General features: G+C 47.5%; 8 protein-coding genes. 7 read left to right on the forward strand and 1 reads right to left on the reverse strand.

What is annotated here, in order from left to right:
• Positions 1-40 precede the first annotated feature (40 nt).
• The 3 genes from EXU57_RS04670 to EXU57_RS04680 all read left to right on the forward strand — a co-directional run bounded on the left by EXU57_RS04670 (position 41) and on the right by EXU57_RS04680 (position 10112).
• Positions 41-1687: a glycoside hydrolase 43 family protein gene (locus EXU57_RS04670; protein ID WP_133267027.1), complete on the forward strand. Its 1647-nt coding sequence runs from the start codon at positions 41-43 to the stop codon at positions 1685-1687.
• Between the two features lie 2281 nt (positions 1688-3968).
• On the forward strand, positions 3969-6770 hold the full coding sequence (locus EXU57_RS04675; RefSeq protein ID WP_133267028.1) for a T9SS type A sorting domain-containing protein: 2802 nt from the start codon (positions 3969-3971) through the stop codon (positions 6768-6770).
• A 549-nt stretch (positions 6771-7319) separates the two neighbouring features.
• Entirely contained in the window at positions 7320-10112 is a 2793-nt protein-coding gene (locus tag EXU57_RS04680; RefSeq protein ID WP_133267029.1) for a T9SS type A sorting domain-containing protein, read from the forward strand.
• Positions 10113-10339: 227 nt separating this feature from the next.
• Here the strand turns inward: EXU57_RS04680 and EXU57_RS04685 are convergent, their stop codons facing one another.
• Entirely contained in the window at positions 10340-10816 is a 477-nt protein-coding gene (locus EXU57_RS04685; RefSeq protein WP_133267030.1) for a DinB family protein, read from the reverse strand.
• Between the two features lie 520 nt (positions 10817-11336).
• On the opposite strand from EXU57_RS04685, the gene EXU57_RS04690 reads away from it, so the two are divergent.
• The 4 genes from EXU57_RS04690 to EXU57_RS04705 all read left to right on the forward strand — a co-directional run bounded on the left by EXU57_RS04690 (position 11337) and on the right by EXU57_RS04705 (position 22388).
• Positions 11337-13334: a T9SS type A sorting domain-containing protein gene (locus EXU57_RS04690; RefSeq protein WP_165958033.1), complete on the forward strand. Its 1998-nt coding sequence runs from the start codon at positions 11337-11339 to the stop codon at positions 13332-13334.
• A gap of 117 nt (positions 13335-13451) precedes the next feature.
• The gene (locus EXU57_RS04695) at positions 13452-18134 is read left to right on the forward strand and encodes a pectinesterase family protein (RefSeq protein WP_165958034.1); all 4683 of its coding nucleotides are present in this window, start codon (positions 13452-13454) and stop codon (positions 18132-18134) included.
• A 236-nt stretch (positions 18135-18370) separates the two neighbouring features.
• Positions 18371-20344 carry a T9SS type A sorting domain-containing protein gene (locus EXU57_RS04700; protein WP_165958035.1) on the forward strand — a complete coding sequence of 658 codons (1974 nt, stop codon included), beginning with the start codon at positions 18371-18373 and terminating at the stop codon, positions 20342-20344.
• Between the two features lie 403 nt (positions 20345-20747).
• Positions 20748-22388, forward strand: coding sequence for a glycoside hydrolase family 28 protein (locus EXU57_RS04705; protein WP_133267032.1), 1641 nt, complete (start codon positions 20748-20750; stop codon positions 22386-22388).
• The last annotated feature ends 299 nt before the right edge of the window (positions 22389-22687 follow it).

The following is a 22687-nucleotide window of genomic DNA, read 5'->3' on the forward strand; positions in this document are numbered from 1 at the left end:
TTAAAAGCCAACTGTTCGTCCCGAAAAAAAATTATAAACAATGAAATTATTTCTTGCCCCCTTGCTTATTGGGCTTGCTTTCACCGGATCTGCGCAAACTCCGTTGGCTGCCACGGCCGTACCATACGTTTCTAAAGTATGGGTTGCCGACCAGGGTAACGGTACCTTTAAAAATCCGGTGCTCAACGCCGATTATTCTGATCCTGATGCCATAAGGGTAGGGGATGATTATTACCTGATTTCGTCAAGTTTCGAAGACGTTCCGGGGCTGCCTGTATTGCATTCAAAAGACCTGGTAAACTGGACAATTATCGGGCATGCATTAAAACGGTTGACACCCTTTCAGCACTTTGCATTACCTCGACATGGTGAGGGGGTATGGGCGCCCGCAATCCGCTATCATAAGGGTGAGTTCTACATATATTACCCTGATCCTGATTTTGGTATTTACCTCGTTAAAGCAAGAAATGCTGCAGGCCCGTGGAGCGAACCCGTACTTGTAGAAGGTGGCAAAGGCTTAATAGATCCATGCCCGCTTTGGGATGATGATGGTAAAAACTATCTCGTCCACGGATGGGCGGGTAGTCGTGCCGGCATTAAAAGCATTATCACCGTAAAGCAGCTAAATGCAGATGGTACAAGGGTAACTGACGAAGGTGTAATCGTATATGATGGTCATGAAGTGGATGCAACGATTGAAGGCCCAAAATTTTATAAGCGCAAAGGTTATTACTACATATTTGCTCCTGCAGGTGGTGTATCAACAGGTTGGCAGGTCGTGCTCAGGTCCAGAAATATTTACGGTCCTTATGAACGCAGGGTTGTAATGGAGCAGGGATCAACAACCGTAAACGGACCACACCAGGGTGCATGGGTGCAAACCCAAACCGGAGAAGATTGGTTCCTGCATTTCCAGGACAAAGAAGCATATGGACGTGTTGTGCACCTTAACCCGATGAAGTGGGTAAACGACTGGCCGGTAATCGGAGTGGACAAAGATGGCGATGGTAAAGGTGAACCGGTACTGACGTATAAAAAACCGAATGTTGGCAAAACCTATCCGATACAAACCCCTGCTGAAACCGACGAATTCAATGGTCTCACCCCTGGAAAGCAATGGCAATGGCAAGCCAATCCGAAAGGCACCTGGTCATTTTTAAATGTGAGCAATGGCTCGTTGCGATTGTATTCGGATGAGGTTTATGACAGCTCAAGAAATTTATGGAACACTTCCAACATCCTGTTGCAAAAGTTTCCGGCGGATGAATTTATGGTCACTACCAAACTTACGTTTAAGCCAAACACCCGTTTGGAAAATGAAAAAGCAGGATTGGTGGTAATGGGCTTCAGCTATGCGGGACTTGCACTGAAAAGTAAAAAAGACGGTATCTACCTCGTGCATACGTTGTGCAAGGATGCACTCAGGCACAAGCCGGAAACAGAGAAGTCGATTACAAAGGTTTCGAACGGAACGGCATGGTTTCGTGTTGTCGTGACCAGCGGTGCTAAATGCCGGTTTAGCTATAGCCTGGATGGAACAACATTTACACAAACAGGTGATGAATTCCAGGCCGAGGTGGGTCGTTGGAAAGGCGCGAAGGTAGGACTGTACTGTACCCGGGAGGGCCAGATCAACGACTCAGGTTATGGCGATTTTGATTACTTCCGGGTTGAGGCGGTGAAGTAATCCTTTTGAAAGTACAACACCAACACAGCAAGGCCAACGGTTGTATCGGGGCGTAACGATCTCGCAATAAGCGAGTGCTTTGTTTACAATAACGGTGTGCAAACCCCGGACAAAGATGCGTGCGCAGGAAAGAGGATGTCGTTCACGAAGAAAAGATTTATGGGCCAGGCTGATGTTGTACTTTTGACATCGTTGCGTCGCACTCTTGTACTTTGGGTAAGGCTATTCAGCCCGGTTCCTTTGTCGCAATAACGCTGTGTGCAAAGCCGAATAAATGCATTCATCATTCATAGTTCATCGATCGCACATCCCGATGCCAAAACCTGGGATAGCTTCCTTCGTCGCAATGACGATGTGTGCGAGCCGCATATCCCTTCGTGCGCGACCATGCACTTATCATTCCTAGTTCATCGTTCAAACAGGGGATGCTAAAACTTGGGATTGCTGCCTTCGCCTCAATGACGATGTGTGCGCGCCGCATAACGTTTCGTGCGTGATCATGCATTCATCATTCATAATTTATCGTTGAAACTTGGGATGCTAAAACATGGGATTGCTTCCTTTGTTGCAATGACGATGTTGCAAGCTGCATAAGGCTTCGTGCGCGACCATGCATTCATCATTCATAGTTCATCGTTCAAACATGCCGATGCTAAAACATGGGATTGCTTCCTTCGTCGCAATGACGATGTGTGCGCGCCGCATAACGGTTCGTGCGCTACCATGCATTCATCATTCATCGTCCAAACATCCCGAAGCTAAAACATGGGATTGCTTCCTTCGTCGCAATGACGATGTGTGCGAGCCGCATAACTCTTCGTGCGCGACCATGCATTCATCATTCAAAGTTCATCGTTCAAACATCCCGATGCTAAAACATGGGATTGCTTCCTTCGTCGCAATGACGATGTTCGCAAGCCGCATAACGCATCGTGCGCGACCATGCATCATCATTCATAGTTCATCGTTGCAAAGGATTCCCGATGCCAAAACAAGGGATTGCTTCCTTTGTCGCAATGACGACGTGTGCGCGCTGAATGAAGCTTCGTGCGCTACCATGCATTCATCATTCATAGTTCATCGTTCAAACATCCCGATGCTAAAACATGGGATTCCTTCCTTTGTCGCAATGACGATGTTCGCGATCCGAATAACGCTTCGTGCGACGCAATGCTTTCATAGTTCATCATTCATAGTTCATAGTTCATCGTTCAAACATCCCGATGCTAAAACAAGGGATTGCTTCCTTCGTCGCAATGACGGACGTGTGCGCGCCGCATAACCCTTTGTGCTCGAAAATGCATTATAGTTCATCGTTCAAAAATCCCGATGCCAAAACAAGGGATTGCTTCCTTCGTCGCAATGACGATGTGTGCGAGCCGCATCACACTTCGTGCGCGGGGCAATGCATTCATCATTCATAGTTCATCGTTCAAACTTGGGATGCTAAAACAAGGGATTGCTTCCTTCGTCGCAATGACGATGTTTGCAAGCCGCATAACCCTACGTGCGCGACCATGCATTCAACATTCATAGTTCATACATCCCGATGCCAAAACATGGGATTGCTTCCTTCGTCGCAATGACGACGTGTGCGCGCTGCATAACGCTTCGTGCGCGACCATGCATCATAGTTCATCGTTGCAAAGGATTCCCGATGCTAAAACAAGGGATTGCTTCCTTCGTCGCAATGACGGTGCGCGAGCCATGCAATTGCGTGTCCGCGGAAATGCATTCATCATTTATAGTTCATCGTTAGGCAGAAGTTTACGATGCCACAACATGGGATTGCTTCGTTCCTCGCAATGACGGTGTGCGAGCCATGCAACTGCGTGTGCGCAGAAATGCATTCATCATTCATAGTTCATCGTTCAAACATTCCGATGCCAAAACATGGGATTGCTTTCTTCGTCGCAATGACGGTTTGTGCGAGCTGCATAAGCCAGCGCGACAATGTATTCATCATTCATAGTTCATCGTTCAAACATTCCGATGCCAAAACAAGGGATTGCTTCCTTCGTCGCAATGACGATGTTCGCAAGACGCATAACGCTTGGTGCGACGCAATGCATTCATCATTCATCGTTTATCGTTGCAAAGGATTCCCGATGCTAAAACATGAGATTGCTTCCTTCGTCGCAATGACGATATGTGCGAGGCGCATCACCCTTCGTCCGCGACCATGCATTCATCATTCATAGTTTATCGTTCAAACATAATCGACATATCCAGTTGCACTTACCACCATAAACAGTTACCTTTTACGTACTAATTGCTGCTTATGAAATCTTTTTTATTCTCCTTTTTTCTTGCCGTTTTTTGCACGATTATCTACAGCGCCGATGCGCAGGTAAACCGAAGCAACAACAAATCATCTGTTCCTTATCGCGCTAACTACCAGCGGTTGGCTGCAGGGGGTGTTCATACGCTGGAAATCCGAAACGGCACGATCTGGGCCTGGGGTTCGAATGAGAATGGTGCACTGGGCACCGGATCAAATGCTGCAGAAAGCAACATACCGGTTCAGGTAGGAAGCGAAAATAACTGGATAGCTGTCAGCGCGGGTTATGCTTCTTCGTTTGCGATTAAGAGTAACGGAACGCTGTGGGCCTGGGGAAGAAATGTTCTTGGAGAGCTCGGGATCGGAACAACAGTAAGTTCCAATGTGCCGGTACAGGTTGGTGTCGATAACAGGTGGGTGAGTGTGGCTGCAAATATAGAACACGTACTTGCCCTAAAGAGTGATGGCAGCTTATGGGCTTGGGGATTAAATTTATATGGACAACTGGGTAACGGTGCAACCCTGCCGGTGGTTAATCCCTTGCCTGTCCGGGTTGGAACAGAAAACAACTGGCTAAGTATCACTGTAGGAAGGAACCATTCAGCAGCACTTAAAGCTGATGGTACATTGTGGACCTGGGGAGCTAACGGCTCCGGTGAATTGGGAATTGGCACTTATACCAATTCGTCTGTTCCGGTTCCTGTACTTCCTAATGCTAACAACAGGTGGAAGAGCGTGTTCGCCGGCGGCTCATTTACGATGGCTGTAAGAAGCGACGGCACATTATGGGGTTGGGGTAACAATAATGAAGGTCAACTTGGCACGTCGAATACCACTTATTCGGTGCCCACTCCCGTTCAGTCAGGAAGCGATAACAACTGGGTCATGGTTCAGGGTGGCGGTTCACACACGCTTGCACTTAAAAGCAATGGAACATTATGGTCGTGGGGAGCTAATCTAAGTGGGCAACTCGGTAATGGAACAACTTCCGGCTCTAATGCGAACCCTGTTCCTGCACAAGTTGGAACGGACACAAAATGGGTAGGAATCGCAACCGGCTTTGCGCATAGCCTTGGTTTCAAGAGCGACGGTACGCTGTTCGGGTGGGGCAACAATGAGAAAAGCCAATTGGGCAATGGCACTAATACAAATGTGCTCATACCAATGTTGCTGAATACTGATGTTAAATGGCTTGACGTGAAACAAGGCGCGTTATTTACTACTGCGCTCGCAACCGATGGGCGCCTGTGGACCTGGGAAAGCAATACCCATGGTCAATTGGGTAATGGCAACCAAACCCAACAGAATAGCCCTGGTTTAATGAATAATGACAACAATTGGATAAGTGTTGCCGCGGGTTTCTACTATACGTTAGCGCTCAAGAGTAATGGCACGCTATGGAGCTGGGGAGGAAACTTTCAAGGCCAGCTTGGTAACGGTACCAACACCACATTCAATCAGGTACCAACCCAGGTCGGTAATGATAACAAGTGGACCAGCATTGCAGCCAAAGGTTCGCACTCCCTGGCGCTCAAAAGTGACGGAACACTTTGGGCCTGGGGTAACAATGCAGATGGGCAGCTGGGTGTCGGAAACACTACTGTAGGTCTCTCGCCGGTTCAAGTGGGCAGTGACAATAAATGGGCAAGCATCTCGGTAGGTTTTTACCATTCTATCGGTCTGAAAAGTGATGGTACCCTATGGTCGTGGGGAACAAATTTTTGGAATGGTTCTAATTCAACCGGCAATTATCTGACCCCGGTTAAGATCGGTTCAGATAGTAATTGGAAATCTATAGCGACTGGTGTAGCCCATACGCTGGCTATAAAGTCTGACGGAACATTATGGGCCTGGGGTTACAATCTTCGGGGACAGGTCGGGAATGGAACGCTTACGAATGTTGCAGCACCAATGCAAATCGGAACCGATAATCAGTGGATTAACATTGCTGCTGGTAATAATCACTCAGTCGCACTTAAAAGCGATGGTTCAGTGTGGGCATGGGGAGAAAATGCTTTTGGACAGTATGGCAATGGCAGTAGCGGCTCCTCTTTAGTTCCTGTCCAGGTCGGGCAAAATACAACCGTACTTTCCGCGGCTAACGAAAATTCTGCAATCATTCCGCCAAATCGTAATACAATCTGCCTCGCAGGCGACAATTCACAGGGGCAAATCGGTAACGGAACCACCACCCCCGCCAGAACCTTTACCTGTTTAACCTCAGGAGGTCCCTTGCCCGTATCCTTTACTGCTATAACGGCTTACCGCCAGGGTAGTATTATCAATGTGGCATGGAACGTTCATAACGAAACCCGTATCCGGCAATACGATATTGAAGTTTCGCACGATGGCAGAAGTTTCGCGTATGGAGGTTCGCAACTTGCAACGGGGAACAATATGAGTTCGGTAAGCTATGCCTGGGCAGATGTAAATGCCAAAAGCGGCGACAACTTTTACCGGGTGAAAACCATTGAAATTTCCGGTGAGATCCGTTACAGTTCAATTGTAAAAGTTACCATAGGAAAATCGGCGCCTGCATACCGCCTGTATCCAAACCCGGTAACGAACGGGGTAGTAAACCTGCAATTCATAAATCAACCCGCGGGCAGGTTCAATATAAGCCTGGTGGATGCGATCGGGCAAACAATCGTCACCAAACAGGTTGACCGTTTAACGGGAAGCAGTACGGAGTCATTCAGGCTTTCACGTGGACTTTCTAGTGGGAAATATGGGTTGGTTATCTACGGCCCCGACAACAAAAAGCAGACATTTCAAATTATCCTAAACGACGATATCCCGTAAAGGCGAAAAAGGTGTTGCAATCATATTCTGTCCATGGGTACAACATCTACCAGCAATCAGGGAACATCTACGCGGGAAATCATTGAACTGCCCGTTTTCAACGCATCGTTGCTAAAGCTTACAACCCATCTACAGCCCCACCGCCGGGATAGGGCTTAATGGCATTGCCAGGCTTCAACATTCCACGGCGCCGTGTACTTGTTCTATACTACATACTCCTCAGTCACCCGGGGCTATGTTGGGTATACTCACCATAAGGCGTTACGTATGGATTAAGGATCTCGCTACTGCATCCAGGCATGATTTAACCTATGTTTAAAGGCAGCGCCACGCTCCTAATTAAACATCTGCCAGGAAAATACAGTTTCATTCTTTTTGTTTACGCTGTACCTGGGTTCAAATCAATGCCATTGTACATCAATAATCAATGAGGCACGAATTTGCCGTTTGCCAAAACATGCACGACAATGCCGTACAAGCAGTAGGAATGTTGGTCGCTTCGACATATATTTAATTATTCACTTTTGTTTACTCAATACCTTACCTACAATGCCAAAGCCGGTTCAAATTAAGGCCGTTTACTACTTGCTTGTTACCTTACTGATTTGTTTTCATCATCCCCTTGGCGCACAGGTAAGCCGGGGTAAAAACAAGTCTGCCATTAACTTCCGAAACAACCATCAACGGGTTGCCTCCGGAACTTCCCACACCCTTGAAATACGCAATGGAACATTATGGGCGTGGGGTAACAACCAATATGGGGTTTTCGGCAATGGCACCAATACTTCATCATCAATTCCGGTAAGGGTTGGTAACGAAGACCGTTGGACGGCCGTAGCTGTAGGGGAGGTACACTCCCTTGCTTTAAAGAGCAACGGCACTTTGTGGGCCTGGGGCTTAGGCGGTGGCGGACAGATGGGTACTGGTCCGGTAATTACCGCTATTGTTCCGATACAAGTAGGCACTGATAACGATTGGGTATACATATCTGCAGGGGGCTACAGAAGTTTTGGAATCAGGAGCAATGGAACATTATGGACGTGGGGAGCTTATGCCCTTGGTAATCTTGATACCGACTACTCCCTGGTGCCGATACAGGTTGGCTCCGATAATAAATGGACAAGTGTTCATGCAGGATATTACCATACGGTGGCCTTAAAAAGCGATGGCACCCTTTGGTCATGGGGCGAAAACGGCTACGGCCAGCTTGGCAATGGCACAGTTGGACCCATTTTTTCACCCAATCATACTCCGTCTCAGGCAGGCACGGCAACTGATTGGGTTATGGTTCGTGCAGCACAATACCATACGGTAGCGCTTAAAGCAAATGGAACCTTATGGACATGGGGTCAAAATAGTGATGGCCACCTTGGGAACGGCACAGCGGTTAATTCAGCCATACCGATCCAGGTCGGAACAGAAAATTCGTGGCTGTCTATTTCTGCCGGAAACGTTCATTCGCATGCCATAAAAAGTGACGGCAGCCTCTGGGGTTGGGGTAATAATCAGAGCGGTAAACTTGGAACCGGCACAACTGTTACGGCACTTACGCCCCAGCGTATTGGCACAGATGACAATTGGATAGCCGTATATAGTTCAGCTAACCGGACCATGGGTTTAAGGTCGGATGGTACGCTCCAGGGCTGGGGGCTCAATGCTGGTGCATTAGGCACCGGCATGCAGGTGAATGTTTTTTCGCCCCTGCCCATTAGTTCAGAAAATAGCTGGGCAGGCATTGCTCCGGGAAGTTCCCACAACCTTGCACTCAGAAGTGATGGTTCACTATGGTCATGGGGAGCCAATTTCAATGGCCAATTAGGTAATGGAAGTGTTCAACCGCTGCTGCTACCACAACGCATAGGGATGGAAAACAAATGGGTGAGTGCAAGCGCTGGAGACAGTCATAGCCTGGGTATTAAAAGCGACGGCACACTTTGGTCATGGGGCGACAATAGCCAGGGTAAACTGGGTAATGGCAATACAAACGATATTACTGTTCCACAGCAGGTTGGAACCGGTAATACCTGGCAAATGGTTGAAGCTGGTTATTACAGCAGTTATGCTATAAAAGCTGATGGTACGCTTTGGGCCTGGGGCGAAAACAGCCGGGGTCAGCTGGGTACCGGAAACACAAGCCCGCATTTTACGCCCGTTCAGGTTGGTACCGACAATGATTGGGTCAGTATCTCTGCCGGCCAGTTTCATGCGCTAGGTCTTAAGAGCAACGGAACTATATGGGCATGGGGTTACAACTTTTATGGGCAGTTGGGTACCGGTACCGGCGAACCGGAAAATCCAACGCCTACACAGGTGGGAACTGACCGTAATTGGCTGACTGTAGTTGCAGGTAGTCTGCACTCTATTGCCCTGAAATCAGATGGAACAATCTGGTCGTGGGGAAGTAACCAGAGCGGGGAGTTGGGCAATGGTACAAATACGATGTCTGCCGTACCGCTTCCTGCAGGTTTGGAAAACAGGTGGATGAGCATAGCCACCATGGATGTTCATAATCTTGGGATCAAATGCGACGGTAGTGCATGGGCATGGGGAAACAACTTTCGCGGGCAGTTTGGAAACGGTACGAATACGAACGCCACTGATCCGGTGAAAATTGCAGATGATGTGGTTTTCGTTGGTGTGGGTGGGCGTTATTCCGCAATCATTCATGGCAACCGCGGAAGTATTTGCCTCGCCGGCGAAAATGCCACTGGGCAGCTGGGAGATGCGAGTACCATCCAGCGGAATACTTTCACCTGTTTGCCGGGTATCGGGCCCCTCCCGGTCACCTTGACCTCCGTAAAGGCCTACCAACAAGGGGTTACAATCTATGTAGAATGGAACGTACAAAATGAAACCCGGGTTAAACATTATGAAGTGGAGAAGTCCGCAGATGGTATTTTGTTCTCGAACGCGGGTTTGCAATCCGCTACCGGTAACAATATGAGTTCGTTAACTTACCGGTTTGCCGACCTGAACGCACGGGCAGGTGACAACCTTTACCGCATAAAAACGGTCGACCTGAGCGGCCTGGTCCGCTACAGTCCTGTTGTAAAAGTCGTTATCGGAAAACAGCAGCCTGGTTACCGGCTTTATCCAAACCCGGCAAGTTCGGGCAACATAAATATTCAGTTCATCAATCAGGCCGCGGGGCAGTACAGTATCAGCGTCGTTAATGCAGTCGGACAAACAATCACCAGCAAGCAGGTGATCCGTTCGGCAGGCAGTAGTACTGAACTTGTTAAGCTTACCGGGGGCCTAGCTAATGGCAAATACCTGGTTGTAATATCCGGTCCCGGTAATACAAAACAGTCTTTCCAGGTATTGTACAAAGGCGGAAGGTAATATTGTAATCATTTACTGGAATAATTCAACCTTGTACGATGAATGATGGGGGTTGAGGTGCATTCGCGTTCACTTCAATAGAAGCGTTTAAAAATAACCAACCGTCATCCTTCACAACCCAACATAAATTTAGCTGCACTCATTCAACATTTATCATCAACATCCAACATAAATTTAGCTGCACTCACTTCATTCGACATCTATCATACAACATTCAAAATAACCTCCTAACGCGCCCACTTCAAAATCAGCCCGATTTGTCCAAGGTGGTAGGCATCGTGGTGGACCAGGCCGGCAATATAGTATTCTTTGTTGCAGTCAGACAAACCAATCATTTCGTCGAGGTAGTCGTCGGTTTTATCCAGTAGAAATGTAATTACATCCTTATGCGAGTCTTTAAAATCGGCATACAGCTTCGGCCAGCCTGTTAATTTCAGTAACGAAACGTCCTTCCAGTTTTCGGAGCTTTCATCGGGCAGGTTACTAGTTGTGGTGTTTTCGTTTAACCGGCGCAATACTTCTTTCCGCCAAACAATCAGATGCCACACGACTTCCGCAACAGAATGATTGTTGTCGGGCGCCCGCGTAAAAGCCTGTTCCTCACTAAGCTGATCCAGTTTCTTTGAAAAGGTTTCGTCGAGCCAGGGCTTCCCGTTAAACAGGTCGTTAAACTGGGTAATAAATGCGTTTATCCTTGTTTGCATGTTGAAATTATCTAACTAAAATTAAAATATAAGGTACCAATAACCAGGTATCAGACCCCTTTGTAACCATTCCGTTTTTCAATGCTTATTCATAGGTAATACCACAATTATATTACAGCAATTGTAATCAGGTATTGAATCTTTAGATCATAAAATAAACATCAGATCGCTTCTTTGATACGCCTGAATTATCCTGTTTATCACCAATTGCCTTACTTCAATATTGCTAAGTGCTAAGTTTCGTTTATGGTAAAGAGAAGGCGATCATTCGCCGGTTTATGCTGGCCGACATCCCATTTCAAATTGATGTAACGTTTAGCTAATCCTGGCATAACTCCACCTGGAATATGCACGGCCGCCATAGCTTAAATTAAGAAATCACCGCCATCTGGTCACGGAAATGATACCAAAAATGTTTCGGGAACGATTGCGGAGAAACTATCTCCTGCACCTCTTTTTAATATCTATATTTAATCAATATTTACAAGCTCCACTATTTCTCTTCATCGATTGAACCATTATGAATCTAACTTTTACGCCGTTTCGTGCCCTTTTGATTCTTTCTTCGTTTTTCCTGGCAACAACAAACCTAGTTGCACAACAGGTTGCATTTCCCGGTGCGGAAGGTGCCGGCAAGTATGCCACAGGAGGGAGGGGTACACCAACTGTACCCACCACTGTTTTTGAAGTTACAAACCTCTCTGATGTAAACGCTGTTGGCAGTTTGCGGTACGCACTGACCGCTTCGGTTAATACCTTTCCACATCGTACAATTGTTTTCAGGGTGTCGGGCACGATCAACCTGCTCAGTCGACTCACTATTCCTCGCAACACTACAATTGCTGGCCAAACAGCTCCCGGTGGTGGCATCTGCCTGGCTGACCGTCCGGTGGTGATCAATGGTGACAATGTAATCATTCGCCACCTGCGGATCCGCATGGGTGATCGTTACCAGAACAACGGATTAAACGAAACCAGTGGAGGCGATGATACCTTTGGCGACCTTGGCCACAAAAACATCATACTTGATCATTGCAGTATCAGCTGGAGCTCCGACGAAGCTTGCACAATCTACCGCGGAGACAGCGTAACAATCCAGTATTGTCTGGTATCAGAGCCACTGAATTATTCCTATCATTACGAAAATCCCGGGCCTGATTTCCAGGAGCACGGCTATGTTGGTATCTGGGGTGCCAAAAACGGTTCGTTTCACCACAACCTGCTGGCGCATGCAAAAGGACGTATGCCGCGCTTTGCCGGGGTGAGCACTTATACGCCTGCCGTTACAGGAGTTGAGAATGTAGATTTTAGAAATAACGTGATCTATCATTGGCTTTCCTACAGTACTAACGGAGGTGAAGGCGGTAATTATAACCTCGTAAACAATTACTATAAATACGGCCCCAATACTTCAACAGGTAGCTCAAGCGGGGTACCTATCCGGAGCATGATCATGAACCCGTCGAAGTCAGCGGCATACCCCTATCCTAAAATGTTTATTGATGGCAACCACGTTGATGGCAATCCTGCTGTTACCGCTAATAATTGGCGTGGGGTAGCGTTCGCAGGTGGAACGATGGCCGATAGCACAAATTCCAAGGTATCCACACCTTTTGAGATCTCACCAGTTACCACTCAGTCCGCAGCAGGTGCCTATGAAGTAGTATTGCAAAACGCAGGGGCAACCCTCCCCGCAAGGGATACACTGGATGAGCGCATCGTACTGAATGTGCGCAACCGCACAGGAAGGGTAATAGACGTACAAGGTGGATTCCCGCATGGCACACCATACGCACAAACAGTTACCGCCTGGCCAACCCTTATTTCAACAACACCTCCCGCAGATACCGACCGTGATGGTATGCCGGATAACTGGGAGATTGCAAACGGTTTAAACCCTAACGATCCTGCTGATCGTAACCAGTATACCGCAAATGGCTATACCCAATTGGAGAACTACCTGAATGGGATTACTTCAGGTGCCTTACCATTATCCCTTGTAAGTTTTACCGCGATGCGTATGCCGAAAGAAGTTCAGGCATCGTGGTCGACAGCAAGGGAAGTTAACACCAGCAGTTTCGTAGTGGAAAGAAGTAGTGATGGTGTCGTTTTCGCACCTGTTGGTACAGTAGCGGCGCGTAATACAGCACAAACAAATACCTATAGTTTCACTGACAAGGACCCGTTAAACACGCTTGCTTTTTATCGCCTTAAAATGATCGATAAGGACGGAGCACTGAGCTATAGCCCGGTTGTAAAGGTGAACCCCTATCGTAAGATGTTGCTGTCGGTTAATCCAAACCCGGTTGTAAACGAGGTGCTGGTAAACCATGATCCTGCTGTTGCAAACAGCTTCATCCGGATTATGGCTGCTGATGGAAGGTTGGTCAGCAGTGTACGTCCGGCGCAATCCGCCACCCGTACCCGCATTAATGGTAGCTTGCTTAAGAGCGGAACTTATTATATAGTAATGGAAAACGGTGGTGGTGAGATGACTACGCGTTTTGTAAAAAAATAAGCTTTTTTCAGCATGGCCCTGTTTAACGGGCATCCTCATGTTTCCTCAATACGAATTGCGATAACCTGGCACCATGGCCGATACTTTTGGTGCCGCCATAATCATCAAAACTGCTATATGAAGATTTTTACCCACCCCTTCAAAGGTTTTGCCTTTGTACTCTTTTTGCTGCTGAGTTCACTTGGTGCAAACGCTTATGACCTTGTAGTCGCCAAAGATGGCAGTGGCGATTATACAACTGTCCAGGCGGCGATCAATGCAGCACCCACGGGCAGAACAGCCGCGTATACTATTTACATCAAAAATGGGAAATACAAGGAGAAGATCAATGTTCCGGCTAATAAGCCCTTTCTCCAGTTTATAGGCGAAAGTGTTGCAAATGTTATCCTGACTTATGATGACTACTCGGGTAAACCTATGCCCGGCGGAGGTACTTATGGCACCAGCAATTCAGCATCCGTTACCATCAATGCGGCAAACTTTACCGCCGTGAACGTTACCTTCGAAAACACAACCGGTGAAGCCCCACAGGCACTGGCGATAAATGTAAATGCAGACCGGGCCGCGTTTAAAAACTGTCGCTTTCTTGGTGGGCAGGATACCGTGTTGACCAATGCCGCAGGAAGATTGAACTACTTCAGAAATTGTTATATAGACGGTACTGTTGACTTCATTTTTGGTAATGCAAGAGCGGTTTTCGACTCTTGCGTTATCTATGGCAAAACAAGATCATCTGCGGGAGCATCTTACATTACGGCGGCAAATACACAACAGGCAGAACCTTATGGTTATGTTTTCCGTGATAGCAAGATTCCCGCAAACCGGGGAGGGACAATTTACTTTTTAGGCCGGCCATGGCAGAACGACGCCAGCACAGCGGACGTTGCAAAATCATGGAACAAGGTCGTGTTCCTGAACACGGTTATGAGTTCATCGATACAGCCTGCGGGCTGGTCAACCTGGGATGCTGGAACCGATGTAACCAAAATAACCTATGCTGAATACAAAAGCAGGAAGTTTGATGGTAGCCTTGTTGATGTGAGCCAACGTGTTCCCTGGTCGAATCAGCTTACCGATGCAGAAGCCCAGGTGTTTTACAACAACACAACGTTATTCGGTAACTGGGACCCGTGTACAACAACACCTGATTTCTGCGCTTATGTTCCCGCACCCATCGCCGTCACCAACTTTAGAGGAGTTAAAGGCACGAGCACAACAAACTTTACCTGGAACATGAGCTGGGCGATACCGCAGGTGAAATTTGAGGTGTTGAGAAGTGCGGATAAAGTCACCTTTACACCAGTAAGTGAGCAAACTTCGTCAAACGACTCACTCATCAATTTCAGTTATAGCGAAACAATTCCTCCGCCAGGTGTAACCTATCATTACCTGGTCAGAGCGTCAAAGCAGGGCTACGAGACCCATATTTCAAGCGATACTGTTTCAATTTCAAGTACACCGACCATCAACGTCACGGGTTCATTTGGCAGCTTTATCCAGGGTTTAGGTACCCCGTCAACTTCGCAATCCTATGTTGTTTCAGGTAGCAGCTTAACAGGCAACCTGGTGGTTCTGGCACCCCAGAATTACCAACTTTCAACAGACGGGGTCAACTGGTCCTCAGGCAGGTCCTTTGTGCCCGATGCTCTCGGGAATGTTCCCAATACTTCCATATCGGTACGGCTTAATGCAACAACAGCGGGTACTTATAATGGGCAGATTATCCATTCCAGTACAGGTGCCGATAGCGTGCGTGTTAGCGTTACCGGTACCGTTCAAAATGATCCCTTGACCGTCTCGTCGATTCTCGAGTGGTGGCCAATGACAACCAATAACCAGGATAGCGCTTCAGTAAGGTCAGCAGGGGTAATTGGAACGACACCCATATTCAGCCGGCTTACACTTTCAAACGGCACCACTGTACCTGCCGTACCGGCATATTCGCCAACGTTCGGGCAAGCCTTCGCGGTAACCCCTGATGGATTATGGACGACCGGAGCTGGCGGACCCGGCGGTAACCTAAACCGGACTTTTTACGAACAGTTTACATTGAAGGCTGCCGGCACACATACCCTGAGGGTAGACTCCCTGATCCTGAACAGCTCTTTTTACAATACAGAAAGCAATACACGGTTTGCCGTTGTTTATTCAAAAACAGGCTTTACAACCGCCGACTCAACCAGCGTAACCGGCGGTGTCGGACCCGATGGTTTGCAGCTTCCGGCAACAGCAAACGGCGATTATCCTACCCCCGTGTTACTTGCAAACGAAACGTCCGGAACAAACAGGAATTATCGCTTTGCGCTGGCGGGCGGTACAGGTGTGTCCGTAAATGCAGGAGATTCATTAGTGATCAGGTTGTACTACAGCAGCGGTAGCGGCAGCAATGGCCGGTATGCAAAACTTAAAAATGTACAATTAAAAGGACTTGCAACCGCCAACCCGGTATCAGGCGACTACCGCTCACGACAAAGCGGCGACTGGACAAACCTCTCTACCTGGGAGCGTTACGATGGCAGTAACTGGATTACTCCCGCTCCGGCATACCCCGTATATAATAATTCGGGCACAACAACCATCTTGAACGGTCATGCCGTAACGGTTTCTGCAAGCCTTACAAATGGTAGTGGATATATTCATCTAACGAAAGTAAACAGGGGTGGACAGCTCATTGTTAGCAATGGTGCAAGTTTGAACCTCGCGAATGATGGTGCACCATCCACGGCAACCACCGACCTGCAGGTAGATGGTACGTTTACCTTGTTTGGAGGACTGTTTACAAACGGCAATGTTTCCGTTGTTGTAAACGGAACATTTGTAAACTCCGGAACAAATATGAATCTCAGCAATGGGGGAGACTCCGTATTTGTTGGAGAAAATGCAACCTGGCAGCACAATGTAAATAATGGCAATACACCTGCACGTATGGTTTGGGCACCTACCTCACTATTCTTGATCACCGGCATAACCACAAACCAGACAGGGATCTTCAAAAAGGAAATTCGTTATGGCAATATTGAGTGGAACAATACGGGCCAAACCAACTATTACGCTTTCCGCAACACCCTTGACAGTGCAAACGTTCAGGGTAGCTTTTTAGTGAGGAGCACCGGCACAAGCAATATAACCTTCACCAATGCACCAGGCCGGGTTAAGCTCCCGGGAGGATTTGTACAAGTTGGTGGAATTGTCAATTTCAGGGAGAATGGCAACTTCCGGGATACGCTCGAAGTGGGTGGACAGTTTGTTGTTCTTCCAGGTGTATTCAATTCGAATGCTTCCGCTGCCAACCCGCTTTTCATCAAGCTTACCGGTGTAAACAAAAACGTTGGGATCAACAATTTCCCTACAAATACCAGCCTTGAGATCGCGGGTAATTACAGGTTGATCAGTAATATTATGATGCCTACAGCAGGTTTCGGCATGAGGGTCTCAGGTACACTCGCAACTGTGTTTGAAGTCGTGAGAGGTGCTGGAGATTTCTTCCTTTTACCCGGTGCTACTTTGGATTGGAAGGGCCCTAACATTGGTCAGACTTTTCAAAACACGGGAACAATTTCGCTAAGTCAACAAGCAAACTTCGTATATGATAATAGCTCCGAAGTTGATCCCAAGGTAACCGGTACCCAGCTTCCTGATACAATAAACACCATCAGGCTGGAGGGGCACTATCCCGTGGCTATGTCGAAAAACATATTTGCCACAACAGCACTCATCTTCGGCGCTATTCACCCGGCAGGTGGTGTACTTACAACAGGAAATTACCAGTTGGTAACCGATACCGTAATCGGGGCAACCAGGGTCAAGTTCGTTGTTACTGACTCCAGCGGTTCTTTGAAACTCAATACCGTCGGCAGTGCTGCCACCCTGTTTCCGGTTGGCCCGTACGCCGCAACCTTCATATCGGATGCAAGCTCTTATAACCCAGTCACCATCAGCAACAGCGGGGCGATCGAAAATTTTGCCGTAAGTGTAAAAACTACATTCGACAATCCTGTTCCGAATGCAAATACGGTAGTTAACCGGCAATGGACGATCAAAGAAGACGTAGCAGGTGGGAACACAGCAACCATTAGTTTTTCCTGGCTCACTGCCGACCAGGCGCCCGGTTTTAACCCCGGTGCAGCAGTGGTTATCCTGCAGTTTAATGGTGCTACATGGGTGCCTGTTCCTGCAGTGGTAACGGGTTCCGGCACCGCGGCAAACCCATTTGTGGCCACCGCCCAGGGTATCACCTCGTTTTCAACCTTTGTTGTTTCAAATACGATTAGTCTGCCATTGACCCTGCTGAATTTTAATGCGGCTTATAACGGCGCAACACTCAACCTTACCTGGAACACAACAAGAGAGATCAACACCAGCACATTCGAGGTGGAAAGAAGTGCTGATGGCCGGATGTTCAACAGCATTGCTGCCGTTGCTGCTACAGGATTAAATACAAACCGGTATGCAACTATCGATGTTAACCCAATCGATGGGGTTGCTTATTATCGCCTGAAAATGATCGACAAGGATGGTTCATTTAAATACAGCCAGGTTGTTGTAGTAAACAGCAAAACCAATGGAGTTACCCTCTATCCAAACCCGGCTGTTTCCACGATTATCGTAACACATAAAACGGCAAAACCAAATACAACCATTGCTGTTGTTTCAGCTGATGGTAAAACGTTAAGGGTGCAAACCGTTCAGCCAGGTGTAACGCAAACCAGCGTCGATGTGGCGCCCCTTCCAAAAGGAGCTTACCTCATCCACATCAACAACGGATCGGTCCAATCAACGGCATCGTTTATTAAAAAATAGTAATTGCGGGGGCACATGGTTGCCCCCGTTTCTTTTTGGCTCCGGGCAGGTGTTGTTTGTGGTACATCGTTGCCCGCCCGGCTGAAGCCATTCGGACGGGGCGTCGCGCTCATGTACGATTGATTTTTTCCCCGGCTTTCAGGAACTACGAAGACGATAATTGTTCTCGCCTTTGAACAGGAAAGTGACTACCGCTTTGCCTGGCAGATCCCATATCATTAGTTTAATAAAAGTGTATGAAAAAAAGCTACGAACAGAACTTTAAAAAAGCTGTGTTGATTGCCATGTTGCTGGTAAATCTAACTGCCTTAAGCGCGCAACAACTTGCCTTCCCCGGCGCAGAAGGTTATGGCAAGTTTGCAACAGGGGGCCGCGGAGGAAAAGTGTATGAAGTGACCAACCTGAATGACGATGGACCAGGCAGTTTTCGCCAGGCCTTTGCTGCATTTCCGGGTCAGCCACTTACCATCGTATTCCGGGTATCAGGCATCATCAATCTCCAAAGCCAGCTAAAGGTTACCCGTTCTGATTTTACCATAGCCGGCCAGACGGCCCCCGGTGATGGCATCTGCCTTAAAGGGCACTCATTTCTGATCAATGGCGCAAGGCCTGCTAGTCTTGGTGGCAATCACGGTAACATTATCATACGCCACCTCAGGTCACGGCCAGGCAGCACTTTATCAACCGGTGTTTACGGTTTCGATATGGAAAACTGTCATGATGTTATTGTTGATCATTGTTCGTTCAGTTGGGCGAATGAAGAATGTGCCGCACTGTACGACACAAAAAATACTACCGTACAATGGTGCGTGGTAAGCGAAGGACTTTACAACGCCGGCCATTCAAAAGGGCTTCGTTCTTATGGAGGTGTGTGGGGAGGTCAATTTACAACTTACCACCATAACCTGGTAGCACACCAGAACAGCCGCACCGTGCGCTTTAACGGGGCGAGGGCGCATGATACTGCAGCCCTTATCGACTACCGGAATAATGTGGTTTACAATTGGGGCAGTTCCAATGCCTGTTATGGTGGCGAGTCTGAGATCAACAACGGTTACAGCAAGGTGAATTTTGTAAACAACTACTACAAACCTGGCCCTGCTACATCCTCTACCCTCAAGTTTGTACAGGCAAGTTATACCGCTGCCAATGCGAAAGGGGTTGGTCGCTGGTACCTCGATGGTAACATTCTAGATCAAAGCCCTACTATAACGTCAAATAATTTTCTTGGCCTTGACCTGAATAGTATTCCCGTTGCAAGTCGGGATACGGCAAAGTCAGCTATACCGTTTGTAGTAGCATACCCACTGCAGGAACAATCCGCCCAAAGTGCTTACGACTCGGTGTTGGCAGGAGCAGGTGCTACCTTGCCAAGGCGTGACCCCGTTGATGCACGCGTCGTAAACGAAACCCGCACCAAAACCGCTTCTGCGATTGGTGCCACATCAGGCAAAGGCGGCATCATAGATATGCCTTCGGAAGTGGGTGGATGGCCGGTGTACAATTCGCTGCCTGCACCAATCGACGATGATCATGATGGTATGCCGGACGGCTGGGAACTCTCCCGCGGACTGGATCCCACAAATCCTGATGACCGGAATATCGTTAATGCGGATGGCTATACCATGCTTGAGCACTACCTTAATACCATATCTCCCGGATCAACTTTGCCATTGCAACTGGTAAATTTCTCCGCAACCCTTAGCATTCGTGGCGTGCCGGCAGTCCACCTCAGGTGGGCGACTGCGAATGAAGTTAATACCAGTTTTTTTTCAGTAGAGCGTAGCAGCGATAGCCGCAACTTTTCTACAGTCGGCAAAGTGGAAGCAAAGACTGGTATAAGTGAAAATGAATACAGCTTTAGCGATTACCATCCGTTAACTGGTAAATCGTATTATCGCTTAAGAATGGAAGATAAAGATGGCTCGGCTAAGTTCAGCAAGGTTGCGCTGGTAAATGCCGGTACAAAGGCCGTACTGAACCTAAGCATAAACCCGGTAAAAGATGTGCTTGCAATATCTTTTGCCATGGCAGCCAACAACGCCATGATCAAGGTGGTTTCACAAGATGGTAAAACGATGCGCTCATTCAAGCCGGCGATTACAACTACCCAGGCAAGGATCGATGTAACATCGCTGCCGGCCGGTACGTACTACCTCGTGTTTTCCAACAGCAACGAAATTAGCTCCCGGAGTTTCTTAAAACATTAAAAAACAAGTTTAAAGGCTGTCTGGAGAAGGCAGCCTTTTTTGTTGTTCAGGTTAGCCTGTCCTCACGTTTTGATCAGCAATGGACACCTGGTTTTTGCTGATCATACAAGCAGCATTTTACAGCAGTTACTATGAGTTACCACAATCCCGGTTGGTCACGGTCTGCCGGTACGTTTCGAGCCAGGTTAATGAGCTCCGGCGGGTTTCTAACGGGAACGATTGCGTATAAATAACCGCCAAAAAAGGGCTCTCAGCGGGTATTAGTGAACTTACTTGCCTAAGTTTAGCCTTGATTGTACACCAGTCTTGTTTTTCAAACCTCACCCCGGCATCGTGAAATCCTGCATTCTTATTTTTGGTTAAACTTTGCAGTACTCCCGTTCACCGGATTAAACACTGATCAATGACGAAACGATTTCTTGCTGTAACCCTTCTCGCTTTCTTATTTGCCTTCAAAGAACCTACTCCCGTATTACCCGTTGTTAAAGCGCCTGTTTTCAGAAAAGACACGATAAACATAATGGCTTTTGGTGCCAAAGCTGATGGTCTTACGCTCAATACCAAAAGCATCAACGATGCCATTGCCGCCTGTAGCGGAAAAGGCGGTGGGGTAGTGGTTATTCCAGAAGGACTTTGGCTTACCGGTCCGATTGGCTTGAAGAATAATGTAAACCTCCACCTCAGGAAGAATGCGCTTTTACAGTTTACCCGCGACTTCAACGAATATCAACTGGTGCAGAGTAATTGGGAAGGACTGCCGCAGTGGCGAAATCAATCGCCGCTTTATGCAAACGGCCAACGTAACATAGCAATCACCGGGGATGGGATTATTGACGGTGGTGGTGAAGCCTGGAGAATGGTTAAACGGGATAAGATGACCGAGGGACAATGGAAGAAACTCGTTGCATCAGGAGGGGTGTTGAGTAAAGACCAAAAATCCTGGTATCCTACTGAAATGTCGTTTAAGGGCTCACAAATGAAGAGTCCGGGCGTGATAACACCTGGTAAAAGCAAAAGCGATCTTGACTCGATTAAAGACTTCCTGCGGCCGAACCTCCTGGTGTTTAACGGCTGTAAGGGTGTATTACTTGAAGGGGTAACCTTTCAGAATTCGCCTGCCTGGTGCCTTCACCCCCTCATGTGCGAAGAAGTAATTGTTAGAAATGTATTTGTAAAAAATCCATGGTACGCGCAAAATGGCGATGGCATCGACCTGGAGTCGTGTAAAAACGTGATCATCGAAAACAGCATATTTGATGTAGGGGATGATGGCATTTGTATAAAGTCGGGTCGTGACGAGGAAGGCCGGAAAAGAGGTAAGCCAACCGAAAACGTTATTGTACGCAATAACACGGTTTACCATGCACATGGCGGATTTGTTGTAGGCAGCGAGATGAGTGGTGGTGCACGCAATATTTTTGTTGACAATTGCACCTTTATTGGTACAGACATCGGCATCCGTTTTAAAACAACCCGCGGCAGGGGAGGCATAGTCGAAAAGATATACATCAACAACATTAGCATGAAAGACATTGTTGCTGAAGCTATTCTCTTCGACATGTATTATGCGGCAGTGGACCCCGTTGTGTTGCCTGGCGAAAAACGTGAACCCCCAAAGGTTGAAACCCAGCCGGTATCTGAAGCTACGCCACAGTTCAGGGACATCACGGTAAGCAATGTTGTTTGCAATGGTGCCGAAAAGGCGGTATTTGTTAGGGGCCTTCCTGAAATGAATGTAAAGAACATCGTGCTGAAAGATATGGTGCTGCAGGCCAAAGAAGGACTGGACATGACAGAGGGGGATGGTATTTCGTTTCAAAATGTAAAATTTTACACTACGGCAAACGGCCCGGTTATAAATATTCATAACAGTAAAAACATCAATCTGGAAAGTATTGGTTATAAACCTGGCGCTGACCTGCTGATGAATGTGAGTGGAGATAAAACCAAAGCCATTGTGCTGAGTAAAACCGACATGGATAAAGCAAAGCAAAAGATGACGGTTACTTATGGCGCATCTGAGGGTGCTGTTCAGGTGAAGTAGTCGGGATGTCGATTGTTTGAAAAGTTGATAGGTTGATTGGTTGAGAAGTTGAAAGGTTGATTGGTTGAGAAGTTGATAGGTTGATTGGTTGAGAAGTTGATAGGTTGATTGGTTGAGAAGTTGATAGGTTGATTGGTTGAGAAGTTGATAGGTTGATTAGTTGAGAAGTTGATAGGTTGATAGGTTGATCAGTAGATAGGTAAATGCTTCTCAGTTGATTTGATGATCAGGGCGATGCACCTGAACGGAGCGTCGCAAGGATGTTCAACCAGGGAACAAATGCTGGTCACCAAAAAAGC

Origin of the sequence: Segetibacter sp. 3557_3 (assembly GCF_004354985.1) — a bacterium.
Classification (GTDB): Bacteria; Bacteroidota; Bacteroidia; order Chitinophagales; family Chitinophagaceae; genus Segetibacter.